Source organism: Parendozoicomonas sp. 2304DJ65-17 (assembly GCF_058148445.1).
On record NZ_JBYVJV010000008.1, the window covers coordinates 65,600 to 82,016 of the forward strand.

Genomic DNA, 16,417 nt, shown 5'->3' on the forward strand with positions numbered 1-16,417 from the left:
AATTAATACCCCGAACCTGAGTCGGTTCGGGGTATTATCGTTACTTCTGCTTTGATGCAAGCTCTTGTATAGCTGTTGCTAAAGTCACTGCTTTTTTTGAGTCGTCTTCCCAGAATCCTACAAAGGCACTGATCTTAATCAATCCATTTCTGAGAGTCCTAAGAATCTTGGCTCTCTCAGTATCCTCTTCTGGTAGAGATTCCAGTTCTTTATTCACCTTAACCAGAAGTGCCTCTCGGGCTTCAGCAGATAGACTTTCGGGAAGGGTAACACCGTCCTCTTTCATAGTTCTGGTGCGCTTCTTGATTTCTTCTATAGACTCTTCAGCTTCACTGCGACATTTTACAAGATCAAACTTAAGTGAGTTCAGAGCCGTATGGTGGTATGCAGCCTTGCACGCTTTGACCAGATTAAGAGTTCTTTTGAACTCACTGACCAATAGGTGGATTTTGTCCATCAGAGTTACTTTGTAATGACCAATGGCTTTTGTTACTTCGTCGCGGCTTGGAACAAAGGTCACTCCGTCAGTTGCTGACCAGAGGGCACTCATGTGAGGTGCGTTGTTTGCAGTTACAGATACTTTGTATCCGTTCAGATCAGCAACAAACTCTTCCTGAGCTTTTGGTTGTACGGTTTCTACAGAAGTAGATCTTCCCAGTGCTCTCATTTCGATGCTTTCCATATCGTTCTCCTTATATGTGTGCGATTAACTTTTATTGATTTAAGTATTGGTTTGTTTTCTTTTTCTATGTATGGAACCTTGGTCTTACTTATGAATCCGATGTTTCAGGAAAGTGCATAATGCAAGCAGGGCTTGGAGTCGGCCTATTGGAGAATAAAAATGAAGGAGTAATGGAAAAGGTGAAAAGCGGCTGGACGCTAAGGGAGGGAGGTCGTATCCAGCCGCTTTTCAGGTGAATAACGCAGGTTGTTATACCTTTGTCACTCTTTTTATGCAGCGGTGCAGCGCTGCATACTCTTCGCCAGAGGCGTTGAGACTTTGCTAACCGAAGCTTTCATCTGTTTCTATCCACCTTGTTAGCTTCGGTTGCTAATGTTTTGTTGATTTGAGTTAACTTTTAATGACTCTAAGTATGAGCAAATCTCAGGCATTCGCTATTAGACCAAGGTCGTAGTCTGATGGGCGCCCTGGATAGTGACTTTGGAAGAAAAAATCCCCGCATTGGCGGGGATTTCAGAAGGGTAGGTAATTCGGCTCAGGATAACTTTCGGGCTTTATCGGATATAACTTCCCCGGTTTTGGTATCAACAATCATCAGCCGCTGCTGCTTCAGCTTATCCACGTAAATAATAATGCGAACGTCCCGGCCATCCTGTTGAGCAGTTCTGGTACGGATGATTTTCTGAATACTGTATTTTTCCCGCAGTTGGCTCAACAGTGTTTCCAGAGGAATAGTGGTTCTTTTCTCCGGAACGCTGTAGGGACGATCTTCGAGAACTTTTCCTGATAGAGAGTCAACGGTCATGATCCGGGTGGTTTTGTCTTTCGGGAGAAAGTAGAAAACCTGGTCAACTTCTTTGCCCTGAAAAGTCGATTCAAAAGTATTGATGACCCGCATAGTCGGTTGTTTCTCACGGGCAATACTGATGATTCTTTCGAGCTTGAGTGTGTTGTCGGTGTTGGTTGCTTTGGTCGCGGATTCAGCCAGAGCAACAGGCGACAGGGGCAGAGTAGCGACTGATCCTAAGAGTAAGCCGCTCAGAATAAGGGCGGAGGAAGGCAGGCGTTTCATTAAAGAATCCTCGGCGGACGATTGCTGAAAGTTAGAAGGGGATTCCCGGAAAATCCAGCTGACTTAAGGATTCGACTCTTACCAGTAAAAAGAAAAAGCCGCTGGAAGGCAGCGGCTTTGTGACAAACGATAGAGAGCTTTACAGAACTTCTGCCTGAGAGACTGTAAATGGCTGTGGATTATCTTTTCGCTTCTGATACTCAATCCAGATATAGATTGGCAGACCAGCAATCAGCAGCAGGAAGCCCCAGTAAACCGTTTCCTGCCCGCTGCCGGCAAGAGCCCACAAGGAGTAAAGGAATGCCAGAGATGTGATTACAACATCCTTTGTGCTCAGCATGGGCAGACCATCATTACTCTTTCGACCCAGCATCATCACCAGTTTGGCAACGGTAGACATGGTGTAAGGGAGCAGGGTGGTCATAACAGCCAGGCTGATAATAAAGTTAAATGCACCCACCAGACCTTTGCTGAAGTTTGTTACAACCAGCAGAGTTACCAGCGTTGATGAAATCAGTATCCCGATGACAGGCAATCCTTTCTTGGACAGTTTCCCAAATGCGGCCGGGAACAAGCCGTCCCGGGCCGCGGCCATAGGGATTTGGGCGGTCATCAGAGTCCAGCCATTCAACGCACCCAGGCAGGAGATAACTGCACCAACGCCAACAACCATGGCTCCAATTGGACCAACAAGAATACGGGCGCCATCTGCAAAGGGTGCCGTTGATGCTGCCAGAGAGGCTGGATCAATCATGCCCATTAGGGAAACTGTGGCGATGATATAAAGAATCGCGGAAAACAGTGTGCCCAGAATTGTTGCGCGGGGAATGGTCTTCTCCGGCTCATGAACATCATCGGACGGTACTGTGGCTGATTCCAGCCCAAGGAATGCCCACAAACACAGGGATGCAGCACTGGTCAGGGCCGCAAAATCGCCGGTTCCGCTGGTGTTGAATGATGTGAAGTTATCGGGATTTAACTTAAACAGGCCAAAGAGAGTAACCAGGCCGAGGGGGAGAAGTTTGAGAATGGTGGTGATCAATTGGAAGGTGCCGGCTGATTTAATACCTCGGCAATTGATCCAGGTAACAATCCATACTGTGCTTATGGCAACGCCGGCACCGATAATGGGATTCTCTACCACAACAGGGAAGAATATCCCCAGATAACCCACCATGGCCACAACAATCGCGGCATTACCAGACCAGAGTCCTATCCAGTAACCCCAGGCAATCAGGAATCCACAAAAATCACCAAGACCTGTTCGGCAATAAGTATACGGGCCACCGGTTGAGGGGAGTAACTGACTCAGCCTGGAGAAGACCAAGGCCAGTAATATGGCTCCAGCTCCGGTAAACAGCCAGCCACCAATACTTATGGTGCCATAACTGGCCAGTGTTGCCGGCAGAAGGAAGATGCCTGAGCCGATCATATTTCCGACCACGAGAGCCGAACACATCCAGACACCAAGTTTACCCTTCTTAACTTTTGAAGAGTCCGTTTTTGAAGTGTCCATTGCGTTCCCGAGCGATAAATTTTGCGTCATCTGGAAGGGTATTTTGTAAAAACCGTGTCAATACTATTTATTTGTTGGGGGGGCTCCTATATGGGAAGCGACGAATCCGTATGTGTAAATTACCTATGGCAATGTCTTTAATGTTTGTAAATTTGGCGGGTTTTCGGATGACTTGGTGCTTCGGCGGGCTTATGTACTATTAAAAGCAGAAAACCCGCTGCAAACAGGGTTTCCTGCTTTTATTGTTACTTTTGGTGGCGAAAATTACTGCTGGTAGAGGTTGCGTACTTCCTCGGCAATAATGGATATTCCTTTTCGTACGGTTTCCTGATCACGAGTGTAAGTTACACGTAAGCATTCATTCTTATGGGGCCAGTCTTCCTTCATTCCAGGGAAGAAGTAATGGCCGGAAACCACAAGCACGCCACGCTTTTTCAATCTCTCGTACAGCTCCAGGCTGGTCACCGGCAGATCCTTGAACCACAACCACAGGAACATTGCCCCTTCAGGTTTATGCATAGCCCATGGCAGGCTGCCCAGTTGCTTGTGCAGTTCTTGTTGGGCAAAGGTTAACCGTTCTTTATACCAGGGGCGGATAATGTTCTGGCTGAGGCTGATAATACTGTCATCCCGCACCATATCACTCACCATCAGGCATCCGGCACTGTTGGGAGCAAGGCTGGTGATAGCGCTGATGGCCGATACCGCTGAAATCACTTCTTCACTGGCAATAACGATACCTGTACGCAGAGCCGGAAGCCCCAGCTTGGACAGGCTCAGGCAGAGAATAACGTGTTCATCCCAGTAGGGCGTGGCCTCGGTAAAAATCAGTTCTGGGAACGGCAGGCCGTAGGCACCATCAATGATCAAGGGGATATCGTGGTGTTTTGCCAGGCCATCCAGTGTTTCTATCTCCTGATCGGTGAGAACGTTGCCAGTCGGGTTAGTTGGCCGGGATACACAGAAAGCCGCGGTATCTTCATCAACAGTTATATTGCTGAAGTTAACGTGATACTTAAAGGTATGGGCATCAATCTCTTCAATGTCGGGTTTGCCCGCAACAAACAGGTTTTCTGCAATACCACTGTCGGTATAACCGATATATTCCGGAGCCATAGGCAGCTGGATACGACGATTGCGGCCATTGTTGTCGGCCCCGCCAAACATATTAAACAGCATAAAGAAGGCTGTCTGACTACCATGGGTCAGGCAGATATTGCGTTCCGTTAAGTTCCAACCGAAGCGACGTTTCAACATGGCAGCCAGTTCACGGCAAAAGGCACGATCTCCCGCAGGCGGATCGTATGTGCCGATAAAACGGGTGAATTCAGACTGCGAATCAGTAATGCGCTGGAGCCGCTGGCGGAAGACATCTTCCACTTCAGGGATATGCGCAGGATTCCCCCCGCCCATCATAATCATATGGTCGTTATCTGCCAGGGCGTTACCCAGGTCATCCATTAACGACAGGATTCCTGAATGGCTGGTAAATTTCTCCCCGAACTTGGACAGCTTCATGGTGTTCCCGATTTGCGTTGAGTGCTCACAATGACCTCTTATTTGGAGGCCTTCTATAACCCTATTTTACTGTGTAGAAAGGTTTTTTGGGAATCCGTACGAATTTGGGAAAAAAGTCTATCTTTGGAGCTTTTTGCGGGAGTCATGCATGTCTGTTGTTGGTTGGGTGCTGCTAGTGGTTCTGATCGTGGGAGTAATTCGCCTCCTGCAAAGTAAAAATAGTGGTGCTCCCCATAATCAGTATTTCTCTTCCCTGAATCGTTTGCTGCGTGATGAGGAGCCCGGCTACCCGGTTCTTCTGGTGGATCTGGACAGGGTGGATCACAACATCGCAATGGTAAAAAAACATCTGGGGGATACCTCACTGGTGCGCATTGCCGCGAAATCTTTGCCTAGCCTGAAGCTGATTGAATACTTGATGGGGAAACTTGGCACCCGGCGGATCATGGCGTTTCATAGTCCTTTTGCACTGCAGCTCCTGCGCTATTTTCCCAAGGTCGACATTTTGATTGGCAAACCATTTCCGGTGGCAGTGTTCAAAGACTTTCTTGATCGACTCGAGCCTCAGGAAATAAAAGAGCTCAGGCGGGTTCAATGGTTGGTTGATACCTGCGAACGGCTCTCTGAATATTGTGAGGTAGCCAAGAGCAAAAAACTGACTCTTAATATCAGTATTGAAGTAGATGTGGGACTTCACCGGGGGGGTGTGGGTAACCTGCAGCAGTTTGATGAGATGCTGTTATTGCTTGCCCATAATCGTGATTTCATCAGGCTTTCTGGGTTGATGGGTTATGACGCTCATATTGCCAAGGCTCCGGCCTTTCCCTGCGGAGGAGACAAAGCCCGCAAAAAAGAAAAGGCGAATGTTGCAAAGCGGTTCAAACGTTTTACCAGACATTTGCGTCATAAGTGGCCAAGCCTCTGGCATGAAGGTCTCTGCCTGAATGGGGCAGGAAGTTATACTTACCAGATGAACACTCAGAATGATTGGGGTGGCTATAACGACATTACCATAGGATCAGCCTTTGTGAAGGCGGCTGATTTCGATATCCCTTCCCTTGCCGACCATAAGCCTGCACTTTTTATAGCAACCCGAGTGCTGAAAAAACTGGATGGTTTGACTATTCCTTATCTGGAAGCCCTGAAACCACTGTTTTCGGTCTTTTCCAAACAGGGCAAAACATCTTTCTTTACTTACGGTGGCTGGTGGATGGCTCGAGTGTGTTCACCCAAAGGTCTGAGAATAAACCCAGTATACGGGCGCAGTACCAACCAGGAGCTGCTGACATCTAATACTCCCAATGAGTTGGAAGTGGATGATTATATCTTTCTAAGACCCTCACAGAGCGAGTTTGTGATGCTGCAGTTTGGTGCTCTCAGGGTCTTGCGAAGCGGGGCTGTTACCGGTGAATGGCCGGTGCTGCAGCAGTATCCTGCCAGAGCGCTGGAAGGTGAGGGGCAATAAACGGATTTTTCTGAAAATTCCTCATTCTCCTGACAAGAATCTTTCTGGGAAGCCGATAACTTTCTACCGAAACGGAATTCAAATGCAGGGAGTGCATGGTCATGGAGAGACTGGGGAACACCGCAGGCTTCAATCCCGGATATTATTCGTTTGCTGCAGGTTTCTCCGGGAATATTCTTCCGCTGGAAAGCCTGTCCAACCGGTGGCAGACACGGCGGACTATGGCCAGCTTGGAGCATGGTCTGGTGCACGAACGTTTACGCCTGATGCAAACCGCTGATGAGTGCTCGCTTCGAGAGGCAGAGGTGCGTGCCGATCTGGCTTTAATGGCTGTTGGTCTGCTTCAGTACCACTCGAAGAAAGGGTTTATAAGAACCGGCAGTGTGTTCAACAAGGTTCGGCACTGGCAGATTGAGCAGGCCCAGTCTCTGGTGAATCTATCCACAGATGAACTTTGTCAGGAAGCGCTCTGGCGAGTTGACACCCTGTCCCGGGATTTAGTTGAAGATATTCTGAACCAGACTTTGCGCGGAGTACCCGGTGAACCTGCCATTCTTCCAGTTACGCTGTGCGACTTCTGGAACTCCGGACTTTTCTCCAGCGACCAAATTACTGCAGCCCGTATGTTAGAGTGTCGTTCAAGAACGATTGAGTGGGTGGAAAAGCGTTGTGCCCGTGACCCTCGAGTTATGCTTGCCTATCTCCGTACTCTGGAAACCCGTCTTCGGGACAGGGGTGAAGCTGTTGCTGTACACCAGCTGGTAAGACGAGTGGAAGATGCGATTCCTTTCTGGAAAGAAGGTTACCAGCTTGGCGAAGAGTTCTTCCGCTGTAACAGTGATATTGATGGCGGAATGCGTACTGGCCTGCAGGTGATGATTCAGCACCTCTATGAAGTACAACAAGATCAGGAGTTCCCCTGGCGCGATGTCATTGACGAAAAGGCGCTGGGTATTGTTTGGCAACATGATAGCCAAGGATAACGCTCAAGCTTATTCTTAGATTTCAAATAAATCGTTGAAAGCAGGTTGAAAGTTACAACCTGCTTTCAACGAAGCTGCTCATGCAGTTTGTTGCAGTCTCCAGAGCGCCTTTAATACAGGTTCAGCATTCTTTGGTGTTAATCTATGTTCACTCTTCTCACGCAGCATAGGGGCACTTACAGCAATCAACTGGCTGTTAACAGTGAGACCTTCCAGTACGCTAATGTTCGATGGCCTGATATCCATTTTCATGAAATCCGAATAGTAATTATCTTTACCCCTTAATCTCACCTTTTTGAATCTTTCCCCCAGTTTTCTATGCATCTGCCCAACGGACTCAAAATTTCTAACAATTTCCATGTCAGTGGTTACATTGATATAGCACTGTTTATCATCCGTTATAGCCCCACCAAGTGTATGTATAAGAATGCCAGCCCCCCAGCTATCACTGCCAATGCTGTGTGGTGTTCCTTCAACGACCTCTGGAGCTATATGCTCTGGTGTTCCACATATCTTTGCTTCATTTTGATCAGTAGGGCATACAAATGCAGGATCGCAGAGAACCCACCTGTTGTGAGTATTCAGCAGATAATTACCCATGGAAACATCACGGAAAAGGAATCCAGAATCGTGTACAAAAGCCAAAGCCGAAGTGCATTCTGCTGCGGCCTTCATCTTCTCGATATCAGCCATCCCCCTCTTATGGGCAGCGTCTAAGTCAGTCAAGCAGCATTCCAAAACAAGAAGAGTCCTGTGTGGGTTGCTATGACACCCATACAGATTTACAAAGTTTTGCCCTTTTAGCAGGTCTAAATAAAATATTTCCGGGTTTGTCCATTCAAGGTTGTTGTCCGTTGAGGGAAGAACCTGTTTCATTGCCACTTTGCTTCCTTCACTGTCAAGCGTAAACCTGTACACATCACCAAAAGAGCCTCTGGCTATAGGAGTTATCTTCTCTGTTCTATTGGTTCTTCGTGATTCAGCTTTGACGACTTCTTGCTGATAAGCCTCAACGATTCTGTATATACCACCTTTGGTAGCGACTTTCTCATCAACATTTCTGATTTCCGACAGTCGTACATAAGTCACCAGGCCTTGATATCCGCAATAAAGTCCGCCGGCAACAGAGCAGCCTGTTACTGTTGCCCATGTCTTCCAGTGCTCTGAATCCGCAATGGTCATGACTCCACCTACCAGTGCGGCACCAGTACAGGCGAGTACGCCCCATTTACCAAAGCGATGAAAGGCAAGTGGCGGATCGGGCTGAACAAGGTGCTGCTGCAAAGAATGCTGAGGGTGATGAGTTTCAGTAGCTGCTGTTTGCATGACAAGTTTCCCTGGCTAGAAACCTGCGTACTAAAACAGCTTGCAAGCATTTAATTAATAACAATCCAGTTAGATGAAATAACTTTGGCAAACAGCGGGGCTGGTATAACGATTATTGTGGTGTACTCCTTGTATCTTTGCAGGTCTTGTTGCATTCAGGAGAAATCATTACCCTTTGGTACCCGATGTTTACCCCTTTGTGGTTCTGAGTGACAAATAATAAATATTATGCCGAAGGGGACTGCTCATCTCTGTCTATCCTGCTGCCGGAAGTGGATGAAATTTTTGGGCATTATCGCAAGATCTTCGACCCAAGATCCCAGCAGGGTAGTGAGGCTCATATCAGCCTGTTTTATCCTTTTCTGCCCTTGGAGCAATTAAACCCTCAACGTTTACAGGGGCTGATTGAACTACTGGCAAACTGGCCTTCAATGCAGCTTGAGATTGATGGGCTTTGTGGGTTTCCGGGGGCGCTTTACCTTGGTGTGGAACCTCACAATGAGTTACTTCGCTTATTTCGTGCGATTTGTCAGTTATTTCCAGACCTTCATCATTATCGAAACCCTTGGCAGGGCGATCCTGTCTTTCATGTCACTATTGCCCGTGGTGACAATGTTATGCAGCTTCGGGATATAACCAGTGACCTTGTTCCCCAGTTGGAATCTTTACCTTTGACTCTGAATGTTCGGGAGGTGGCTCTGTGCCTGAAAGAAAATGGTTGCTGGAGAACGGCTGAGCAGTTTCCTCTTCTGCCGGTTGCGGAGATTTAAGAGAACGGGCAATGTTACTGATTCTGAAACAGCTAGCCTTTTGAGCGCCAATTTATGGGAATATGATGGTGACAGACACAATTCTTCAAACTCTGGCAGTTCAGGCTGGGGAAGTCTTTCTCAAATCAGGCCAGAAAGTGATAACTGCAGAGTCCTGCACCGGCGGCGGTATTATGAAAACCCTCACCGATGTTCCGGGCAGCTCCCTATGGTGCGAAGGTGGCTTTATCACCTATACCAACAGAGCCAAGCATCGTTTTCTAGGAGTGCCAAATGCTCTGTTTGAGCAGGCTGGAGCAGTCAGTGAAGAGGTTGTGCTGGCGATGGCCAGTGGGGCATTGAGCCATAGTGACGGAACATTGTCTGTGGCTGTCAGTGGTGTGGCCGGGCCGGATGGTGGCTCTGAAGAAAAGCCTGTAGGCACTGTCTGGATAGCCTGGGGACGAAAGGGTTTAGAGCCGGTTGCAAAGAAATTTCTGTTCTCCGGAGACCGTGAAGCAGTAAGAAACCAGAGCATTGATACTGCGATTAAAGGCCTGATGAAACAGTGTCAGCTCAATAAGTAACCATTCAAATCACTTTCCTTTTCTGGAAATTGGATAAAACTATGCGCTTTTCAAAAGATGTGTTTTAATACTGTTTATGTATACAGTATTTTGTGTTTGTTCATACAGTATTTAAACCGACAACTTCTCAGGTGAGTTTTCAAGTCAGTGACGTTTTCAGAGCGTGGCTGACAAAGATGTTCGATAAGCGGAAAGCAACCGGGATAATTGCGAGTGAGGTGAGAGAATGGATGACAACAAGAAAAAAGCGCTGAGTGCTGCGCTTGGCCAGATCGAGCGCCAGTTTGGTAAAGGCGCTGTTATGCGCATGGGTGACCAAAAGCGGGAAGCGATTCCTGCTATTTCTACCGGTTCCCTGCAGCTGGATATCGCTCTGGGTATTGGCGGATTGCCTAAAGGTCGTGTTGTTGAAATTTACGGACCAGAATCTTCTGGTAAAACAACCATGACCCTCAGTCTTATCGCTGAAGCCCAGAAAACCGGTCACACCTGTGCCTTTGTTGATGCCGAACACGCTCTTGATCCTGATTATGCTGGCAAGCTCGGTGTTGATGTTGATGATCTGTATGTTTCCCAGCCAGATACCGGTGAACAGGCTCTGGAAATCACCGATATGCTGGTGCGTTCTAACGCCGTTGACGTAATTATCGTTGACTCCGTAGCCGCTCTTGTTCCCAAGGCTGAGATTGAAGGCGATATGGGTGATTCCCATGTAGGTCTGCAGGCACGTTTGATGAGTCAGGCTCTGCGTAAACTGACTGGTTCTATCAAGCAGGCCAACTGCCTGGTGATCTTTATCAACCAAATCCGTATGAAGATCGGGGTTATGTTCGGCAACCCTGAAACCACTACCGGTGGTAATGCCCTGAAGTTCTACTCTTCTGTACGTCTGGATATCCGTCGTACCGGTGCAGTGAAGCAGGGTGATGAAGTCATCGGTAACGAAACCCGGGTGAAGGTAGTGAAGAACAAGGTTTCTCCTCCCTTTAAGCAGGCAGAATTTCAGATTCTCTATGGTCAGGGCATTTACCATATGGGTGAAGTCATTGACTTGGGCGTGAAGCTGAAATTGGTTGAAAAGGCTGGTGCCTGGTATTCCTACAAGGGCAGCAAGATTGGTCAGGGTAAGGCAAATGCTGCCCAGTACCTGACGGATAATGCCGCTATCGCTCAGGAAATCGAAGGTGAAATCCGTCGTCAGCTGCTGAACCTTGAGCCTGCTGAAGAGAAAGCCGGCGATAAAGGTAAGAAGAAAGAAGAACTGACTCCAGCCTGATATGTCTGAAGAGCAAATACTGCTGAGGCGCGCAGCCATGGATTTGCTGTCGCGCCGCGAGCACTCTCGTAAGGAACTCTCCGGTAAGCTTCGGGCTCGCGCAGAAAGTACTGAAGATCTTGAGGGGGTGCTGGATCAGCTCGAAGAAAATAATCTGCTCTCTGATGAACGGTTTGTAGAAAGCTATATTCGCTCTCGCATTGGTAAAGGCTATGGTCCTGTTCGCATTCGTCAGGAGTTGCAGCAGAAAGGCGTTGAAAGCGAAGTGATTCATCTGGCTTTGGAAGAGTCAGAGACTGACTGGTATGAGCTGGCTCAGGAGAGTCGCAGACGAAAGTTTGGTGATGGCGCGCCAATCGATAATCGGGATCGTGACAAACAGATGCGTTATTTGCAGTATCGCGGTTTTGATATGGATGCGATTCGCGCAGCTTTCGAAAGCTCTCAGAGTGATTGGTAAAAGCTCACTTTAAAAATTGCTATCTCCCTCCCAAAGCGGAATGTCGTGCCTGACCTTCCGCTTTTTTATGCACTCTTCGTAAGCCACACCTTTGCATTTCTTTTCTTTTTTGGTCAAAGAAGAGTGATAATGTAAAAAGAAAAATAAACAAAAAGGGTAAGCCATGCCTGTAATGTTGGTGATACCTGTCTCCAGGGAGTTGGAAACACGTTGTCAGAAATACCTGTATCGGGTTGAGGAAGAAGCCCGGGCTGACTCCCGCCGCCTGTTGTCGGTTATGACTCTCGCCATTGAAGAATCTCTGAGTATTGTTGTACTGGATATTCTTGAATACGCAGGACTGGGGCGTTCCATTTATACCATTGCCAGTGTTACTGAGAAGGCGGTGTTGAAAATTGCTAATGCCATTCTCAAACGGGTGATTCGACAGATGACACTCGAACATCATTTGCTGGCTGCTGAATATATGAAAGGTTTTATCCGGCTTTTGGACCATCCTCTGGAAGGACGGCAAACCTGTCTGGTTATTCCAATGGAGCACGAGCATGCTGTTGGTATTCTGGAAATGATTGAGCGAACCAAGTTTGATGCGGAGGGGCTGGGTCAGGAAGAGGTTTCTCTCCATCTGGGCAGGCTTTTGGATGCCTGGCTGAATGCTGTTCTGGAGCAGCCCCTGGCGATGCTGAATCTGGACTCCATGGCCAGTCGTATTGCAGAGAAAAGTATTCACACGGCCCGTGCAACGTTACAGAAAGCGTCCTCCGTCGCGTATCGTCATGTCTCGACGGAGCAGAAACAGAAGATTGGCGAGTATCTTGGCAAGTTCTTTGTCAGTGATGACACCCAGATTGAACTGGGTGACCAGAATATATCAATCACTGAAATTGCTGCTCACGCTGTTTGATCTGCTGGTAAATATGGTCGTTGGCCGGAGTGGCGATATTATGTTTTTGGCCCAGATTGATGATCTCGCCATTGAGGTCATCAATTTCGGTGATCCGCTTTTTCTGCAGATCATGCCACATGCTGGAACGGGCTTCCGGATCAATTTTCAGCATGGTGCTGGCGAGTCTTTTAAATAGAAAATCAGGTGCACTCAATAAAACAGGCAGCCAGTTAACGGGAACCTTGCCGATTTTAACTGTAGTGACTCCAGCCGCTTTATAAACTTCCAGACCTTCCCGAATACATTTAGCAAGCTGCAAGCGGTATTTGCGAGTTTCCAATTCCTGTTTCAGAGGTAAATCACTTAACGCATTGATTGGGTTATTAAGATTCAGCAAAAGCTTGCTGTACTGCACAGATGTGAGATCTGTAAACCAGCCAGGTTGAAAGGTCTGTTCAAGAAGGTTTTTGATTGGCGTGAGGGTAGCATGCTCCTCAAGGTAAATGTTCCCTTCCGTGGCTTTGTGAAAGCGTGCGTTTGGTAGCGCAACAACATTATAAGGAACCATTCCCGCCACTATATTTGCCTGAGGTAGTAATGTTCTTAACCGGTTCGCATTGCGTACACCGTTCTGCATACTGATCACAGTCGCATTTGGTTTATAGGTATGAATTTGTTTTGCCGCTTCTTCGGTTTGCCCGCTTTTTACGCAGAGGAAAATGATCTCGCTGTTTTTCAAGATTTCCGGAGAGGTTGAAACCGAAAGTGTTTCCGGTAAGAAATTATGATTGCTGCCTGTGTAATCGCTGACTGTTAGACCGTTTGTTTCGATGTCTTCTTTCAGGCTTGAGCGGCCAATCAGGTTAATGGCAAACTGCTCTGGGTTGGCATAACGCAATAACTCACCAGCCAGATGGCAACCAATACAGCCTGCGCCAAAAACAGTCAGAGTAATCATCACTAAGTCTCAATCTTTATTATCGTTTATCACTGTAGTCTCCAACTGAATGGAGTGAGTGTCGAGAATTAATTGTCTCTGGTAGTCTATGCCGGAATAGACAGGGAAGTTGAATTGGCATGTTCTGCCTGAAAAACCGTATTGCTCTTATCTTGTTATTTGCCTTGATTGCCGGATGTACCCACAAGCCGCCAGTCGTGTACGACCGTAATGCCTCTTCCCCTGAATCTCCTGCCGTTCAATATTCTGAAGATTCTTTTGAAACCGATGAATATTCGGCCCCGGAATCTTTCGATGAGCTGGGGTTTGAAGCCCTGATTCGTATGCTCGCCCAGGAAGCTGAAGTGAACTGGGGGGATAGTAAAAGTGCTGGCCGAACCGAGTATGTAAAATACTCCAATGGTTATCGTACTCGGGTTATGGTGGATTTTGAAAAGGGCAGGGTGCATGTAGAAACACTGGATGAGAGTGATCTACATCATGCCATTGTGATGACTCTGCTAACGCCTGATGATCCTGAGCAGGTTGATCTGTTCAGTGATACAGAAGTGGTTCTAGGTAAGGAACCCATACTTTATGGGCAGGTTCTGGATAACAACGGTCAACCCATTCGCTGGCAATGGCGGGCGAAAAGTTATGCTGACTATTTGATCCAGGATCGTCTGACCCGAAGAAGTACCAGTAAAGGCATGGTGTATGCCGTGGATTTTGACCTGATTAAAAATCATGAATCCAGGCGGCAGTATCAGTACGCCAAAATTGTTCGTGCTCACTCAAAAAAGTATCGGGTTGATGAAAGCCTAATCTATGCGATTATGCGCACGGAAAGCAGTTTCAACCCTTTTGCCGTGAGCTGGGCTAATGCTTATGGATTGATGCAGGTGGTGCCTTCAACCGCCGGGCGCGATGTTTTTCAGAGAATAAAAAAGCGTAGTGGGCAGCCCAGTCGGAAATATCTGTTCCAGCCCTGGAATAATATTGATGCGGGTACGGCTTATCTTCATATTCTTGATACGGCCTATCTGAAAGATATCCGTGATCCGCTATCAAGGCGTTATGCGGTAATTTCCGCCTATAACGGTGGTGCCGGTAATGTTTTGAAAACATTCGACAGAAACCGCAAGAGAGCTATACAGAAGATTAATAATCTTCAGCCATTCCAGGTGTACTGGGCGCTGACCAGGCGTCACCCTCGCCAGGAGTCACGCCGCTACCTTGAGAAAGTGACCAAAGCCGAGAAAGATTTCCATAAGGGAAAAGTTTGAATCTTTAGAATTTGATATGACAGAAAATGCATTCCCCCACAGACGTACCTTTATGGCAAAAGGGGCGAAGGTTAATCGTTGTGAAACCTGCCAGATGCCAGCAGTGGCCTGCATCTGCGATATAACTCCAAAAGTTAATGTCAGTGCCAGCTTCTGGTTGCTGATGCACTACAACGAGCAGTACAAACCCACCAATACCGGACGCTTATTGTTATCCAGCGTCGGTGGCGGGCGAACAATCTGGCAGAGAAAAGAGCCGGATTTCCGGTTGCTGCACTTGCTGGCAAGATCAGATCGTTATCCGATTTTGGTTTATCCACAGTCACTGGCTCCACATAATCCGGTAGCTTCTATTTCAGCGGTAAATGAGCAAAAAAAGAGTGGGCGGGAGCCGGTATTTATCTTGCTGGACTCAACCTGGCAGCAATCAAGAAAGATGTATAACCACAGTTCCTATCTTCATACTTTGCCGGTTCTGGGAATTACTCCTTCTTCTCCATCACGGTATCAGTTGCGACGTGCTCAGAAAGATAATCATCTGTGCACGGCTGAAGTCGGAGCAGAGTGTTTAGCATGGTTGGAAGAAGACAAAGCTGCTGCGCTGGTAAGCGACTACTTCGATGTTTTTAATGAGCGTTATCAGGCAGCACGGGAATCAATCGTTTGTTTAGAGAGCGATGCTCTAGCACGATTGAAAGCTTGTCGGGCACAATACTAAAACAACTCTTCATAATATTTGTATCGATTCTGTTCACCTATAGAGGGCGTTTGTTATGGCAATGCGTGTTGCATTTCTCGGTCTGGGCGTTATGGGGTATCCCATGGCTGGGCACTTGCAGAATGCTGGTTATGAGGTAACTGTTTACAACCGGACTACAGCAAAAGCTCAGGCGTGGGTTGAGCAGTATGGCGGTTCGTATAAAGAAACTCCTGCCGAAGCAGCCAAGGGTGCTGACTTGGTTATGTCCTGTGTAGGAAATGATGATGATCTGCGTCAGGTTTGTCTGGGAGACAATGGTGCGTTTGCAGGTATGGCTGAGGGAACCGTATTTGTTGATCACACGACAGTTTCTGCAGAAGTGTCCCGTGAGCTGCATGCTATAGGTGCAGAGGGTGGCATTGGCTATCTTGATGCACCAATCTCTGGTGGCCAGGCTGGCGCTGAAAATGGTGTTCTGACCATTATGGTTGGCGGGTACCAGGCAGCTTATGATAAGGCTGAACCTGTTATGGATGTTTATGCCAAACAGGTAAAGCTTCTTGGTGAAAGTGGCTCCGGACAGCTGACCAAAATGGTTAATCAAATCTGTATTGCTGGTTTGGTACAAGGGCTCTCTGAGGGTGTTCACTTTGCTAAGCATGCAGGACTGAATGTTGAAGATGTGATCAGTGTTATCTCCAAAGGTGCGGCCCAGTCCTGGCAGATGGAGAACCGTTATAAAACCATGATAGCTGGAGACTATGATCATGGTTTTGCTGTGGACTGGATGCGTAAAGATTTAGGTATCTGCCTTGATGAAGCACGTAAAAATGGCGCAAGCATCCCAGTAACAGCAGTAGTTGACCAGTTTTATGGTGAAATTCAAAAGGCTGGTGGAAAGCGTTGGGATACATCTTCTCTTCTGGCTCGCCTGGAACTGTCTGAAAAAGATTTATAGCCAAACTTCAGCTCTT

The 16,417-nt window shown here is 47.5% G+C and carries 16 protein-coding genes; 10 read left to right on the forward strand and 6 right to left on the reverse strand.

The window, feature by feature from the left end; genetic code table 11:
* Positions 1-40: 40 nt before the first annotated feature.
* The 4 genes from ACY2RR_RS18275 to ACY2RR_RS18290 form a co-directional block, all read right to left on the reverse strand.
* Positions 41-682: a hypothetical protein gene (locus ACY2RR_RS18275; protein ID WP_490109617.1), complete on the reverse strand. Its 642-nt coding sequence runs from the start codon at positions 680-682 to the stop codon at positions 41-43.
* 535 nt (positions 683-1,217) lie between these two features.
* Positions 1,218-1,754, reverse strand: coding sequence for a hypothetical protein (locus ACY2RR_RS18280; protein ID WP_490109618.1), 537 nt, complete (start codon positions 1,752-1,754; stop codon positions 1,218-1,220).
* A gap of 139 nt (positions 1,755-1,893) precedes the next feature.
* On the reverse strand, positions 1,894-3,270 hold the full coding sequence (locus tag ACY2RR_RS18285; RefSeq protein ID WP_490109619.1) for an amino acid permease: 1,377 nt from the start codon (positions 3,268-3,270) through the stop codon (positions 1,894-1,896).
* Between the two features lie 264 nt (positions 3,271-3,534).
* On the reverse strand, positions 3,535-4,788 hold the full coding sequence (locus ACY2RR_RS18290; RefSeq protein WP_490109620.1) for a valine--pyruvate transaminase: 1,254 nt from the start codon (positions 4,786-4,788) through the stop codon (positions 3,535-3,537).
* A 148-nt stretch (positions 4,789-4,936) separates the two neighbouring features.
* On the opposite strand from ACY2RR_RS18290, the gene ACY2RR_RS18295 reads away from it, so the two are divergent.
* Both ACY2RR_RS18295 and ACY2RR_RS18300 read left to right on the forward strand, forming a co-directional pair.
* A complete protein-coding gene (locus tag ACY2RR_RS18295; RefSeq protein ID WP_490109621.1) occupies positions 4,937-6,253 on the forward strand; it encodes an alanine racemase in 1,317 nt (438 codons plus the stop codon).
* A 101-nt stretch (positions 6,254-6,354) separates the two neighbouring features.
* On the forward strand, positions 6,355-7,236 hold the full coding sequence (locus ACY2RR_RS18300) for a hypothetical protein (protein WP_490109622.1): 882 nt from the start codon (positions 6,355-6,357) through the stop codon (positions 7,234-7,236).
* 78 nt (positions 7,237-7,314) lie between these two features.
* Here ACY2RR_RS18300 and ACY2RR_RS18305 read toward each other — a convergent pair whose 3' ends face one another.
* On the reverse strand, positions 7,315-8,418 hold the full coding sequence (locus ACY2RR_RS18305) for a protein kinase family protein (RefSeq protein ID WP_490109623.1): 1,104 nt from the start codon (positions 8,416-8,418) through the stop codon (positions 7,315-7,317).
* A 353-nt stretch (positions 8,419-8,771) separates the two neighbouring features.
* On the opposite strand from ACY2RR_RS18305, the gene ACY2RR_RS18310 reads away from it, so the two are divergent.
* The 5 genes from ACY2RR_RS18310 (at position 8,772) to ACY2RR_RS18330 (ending at position 12,538) form a co-directional block, all read left to right on the forward strand.
* Complete coding sequence (locus tag ACY2RR_RS18310) at positions 8,772-9,332, forward strand: 2'-5' RNA ligase family protein (RefSeq protein WP_490109624.1); 561 nt, start codon at positions 8,772-8,774, stop codon at positions 9,330-9,332.
* Between the two features lie 62 nt (positions 9,333-9,394).
* Positions 9,395-9,898, forward strand: coding sequence for a CinA family protein (locus ACY2RR_RS18315; protein WP_490109625.1), 504 nt, complete (start codon positions 9,395-9,397; stop codon positions 9,896-9,898).
* 226 nt (positions 9,899-10,124) lie between these two features.
* Positions 10,125-11,174, forward strand: a complete 1,050-nt coding sequence (recA, locus tag ACY2RR_RS18320) for a recombinase RecA (RefSeq protein ID WP_490109626.1) — start codon at positions 10,125-10,127, stop codon at positions 11,172-11,174.
* A gap of 37 nt (positions 11,175-11,211) precedes the next feature.
* Complete coding sequence (gene recX / locus ACY2RR_RS18325) at positions 11,212-11,634, forward strand: recombination regulator RecX (protein ID WP_490109627.1); 423 nt, start codon at positions 11,212-11,214, stop codon at positions 11,632-11,634.
* A gap of 163 nt (positions 11,635-11,797) precedes the next feature.
* A complete protein-coding gene (locus tag ACY2RR_RS18330) occupies positions 11,798-12,538 on the forward strand; it encodes a hypothetical protein (protein WP_490109628.1) in 741 nt (246 codons plus the stop codon).
* Here ACY2RR_RS18330 and ACY2RR_RS18335 read toward each other — a convergent pair.
* Positions 12,510-13,478 carry a 2-dehydropantoate 2-reductase gene (locus tag ACY2RR_RS18335; protein ID WP_490109629.1) on the reverse strand — a complete coding sequence of 323 codons (969 nt, stop codon included), beginning with the start codon at positions 13,476-13,478 and terminating at the stop codon, positions 12,510-12,512. The genes ACY2RR_RS18330 and ACY2RR_RS18335 overlap by 29 nt on opposite strands.
* A 119-nt stretch (positions 13,479-13,597) precedes the next feature.
* On the opposite strand from ACY2RR_RS18335, the gene mltC reads away from it, so the two are divergent.
* The 3 genes from mltC (at position 13,598) to ACY2RR_RS18350 (ending at position 16,401) form a co-directional block, all read left to right on the forward strand.
* On the forward strand, positions 13,598-14,743 hold the full coding sequence (gene mltC, locus ACY2RR_RS18340) for a membrane-bound lytic murein transglycosylase MltC (RefSeq protein ID WP_490109630.1): 1,146 nt from the start codon (positions 13,598-13,600) through the stop codon (positions 14,741-14,743).
* Positions 14,744-14,759: 16 nt separating this feature from the next.
* A complete protein-coding gene (locus ACY2RR_RS18345; protein WP_490109631.1) occupies positions 14,760-15,461 on the forward strand; it encodes a tRNA-uridine aminocarboxypropyltransferase in 702 nt (233 codons plus the stop codon).
* Between the two features lie 61 nt (positions 15,462-15,522).
* On the forward strand, positions 15,523-16,401 hold the full coding sequence (locus ACY2RR_RS18350; RefSeq protein ID WP_490109748.1) for an NAD(P)-dependent oxidoreductase: 879 nt from the start codon (positions 15,523-15,525) through the stop codon (positions 16,399-16,401).
* The last annotated feature ends 16 nt before the right edge of the window (positions 16,402-16,417 follow it).

Coding starts and splice junctions, on each gene's coding strand:
- ACY2RR_RS18300 (WP_490109622.1), top strand. CDS start 6,355: ATGGAGAGACTGGGGAACACCGCAGGCTTCAATCCCGGATATTATTCG.
- ACY2RR_RS18275 (WP_490109617.1), bottom strand. CDS start 682: ATGGAAAGCATCGAAATGAGAGCACTGGGAAGATCTACTTCTGTAGAA.
- mltC (WP_490109630.1), top strand. CDS start 13,598: ATGTTCTGCCTGAAAAACCGTATTGCTCTTATCTTGTTATTTGCCTTG.
- ACY2RR_RS18315 (WP_490109625.1), top strand. CDS start 9,395: ATGATGGTGACAGACACAATTCTTCAAACTCTGGCAGTTCAGGCTGGG.
- ACY2RR_RS18280 (WP_490109618.1), bottom strand. CDS start 1,754: ATGAAACGCCTGCCTTCCTCCGCCCTTATTCTGAGCGGCTTACTCTTA.
- ACY2RR_RS18335 (WP_490109629.1), bottom strand. CDS start 13,478: ATGATTACTCTGACTGTTTTTGGCGCAGGCTGTATTGGTTGCCATCTG.
- ACY2RR_RS18305 (WP_490109623.1), bottom strand. CDS start 8,418: ATGACCATTGCGGATTCAGAGCACTGGAAGACATGGGCAACAGTAACA.
- ACY2RR_RS18290 (WP_490109620.1), bottom strand. CDS start 4,788: ATGAAGCTGTCCAAGTTCGGGGAGAAATTTACCAGCCATTCAGGAATC.
- ACY2RR_RS18345 (WP_490109631.1), top strand. CDS start 14,760: ATGACAGAAAATGCATTCCCCCACAGACGTACCTTTATGGCAAAAGGG.
- ACY2RR_RS18350 (WP_490109748.1), top strand. CDS start 15,523: ATGCGTGTTGCATTTCTCGGTCTGGGCGTTATGGGGTATCCCATGGCT.
- ACY2RR_RS18285 (WP_490109619.1), bottom strand. CDS start 3,270: ATGGACACTTCAAAAACGGACTCTTCAAAAGTTAAGAAGGGTAAACTT.
- recX (WP_490109627.1), top strand. CDS start 11,212: ATGGATTTGCTGTCGCGCCGCGAGCACTCTCGTAAGGAACTCTCCGGT.
- ACY2RR_RS18330 (WP_490109628.1), top strand. CDS start 11,798: ATGCCTGTAATGTTGGTGATACCTGTCTCCAGGGAGTTGGAAACACGT.
- recA (WP_490109626.1), top strand. CDS start 10,125: ATGGATGACAACAAGAAAAAAGCGCTGAGTGCTGCGCTTGGCCAGATC.
- ACY2RR_RS18295 (WP_490109621.1), top strand. CDS start 4,937: ATGTCTGTTGTTGGTTGGGTGCTGCTAGTGGTTCTGATCGTGGGAGTA.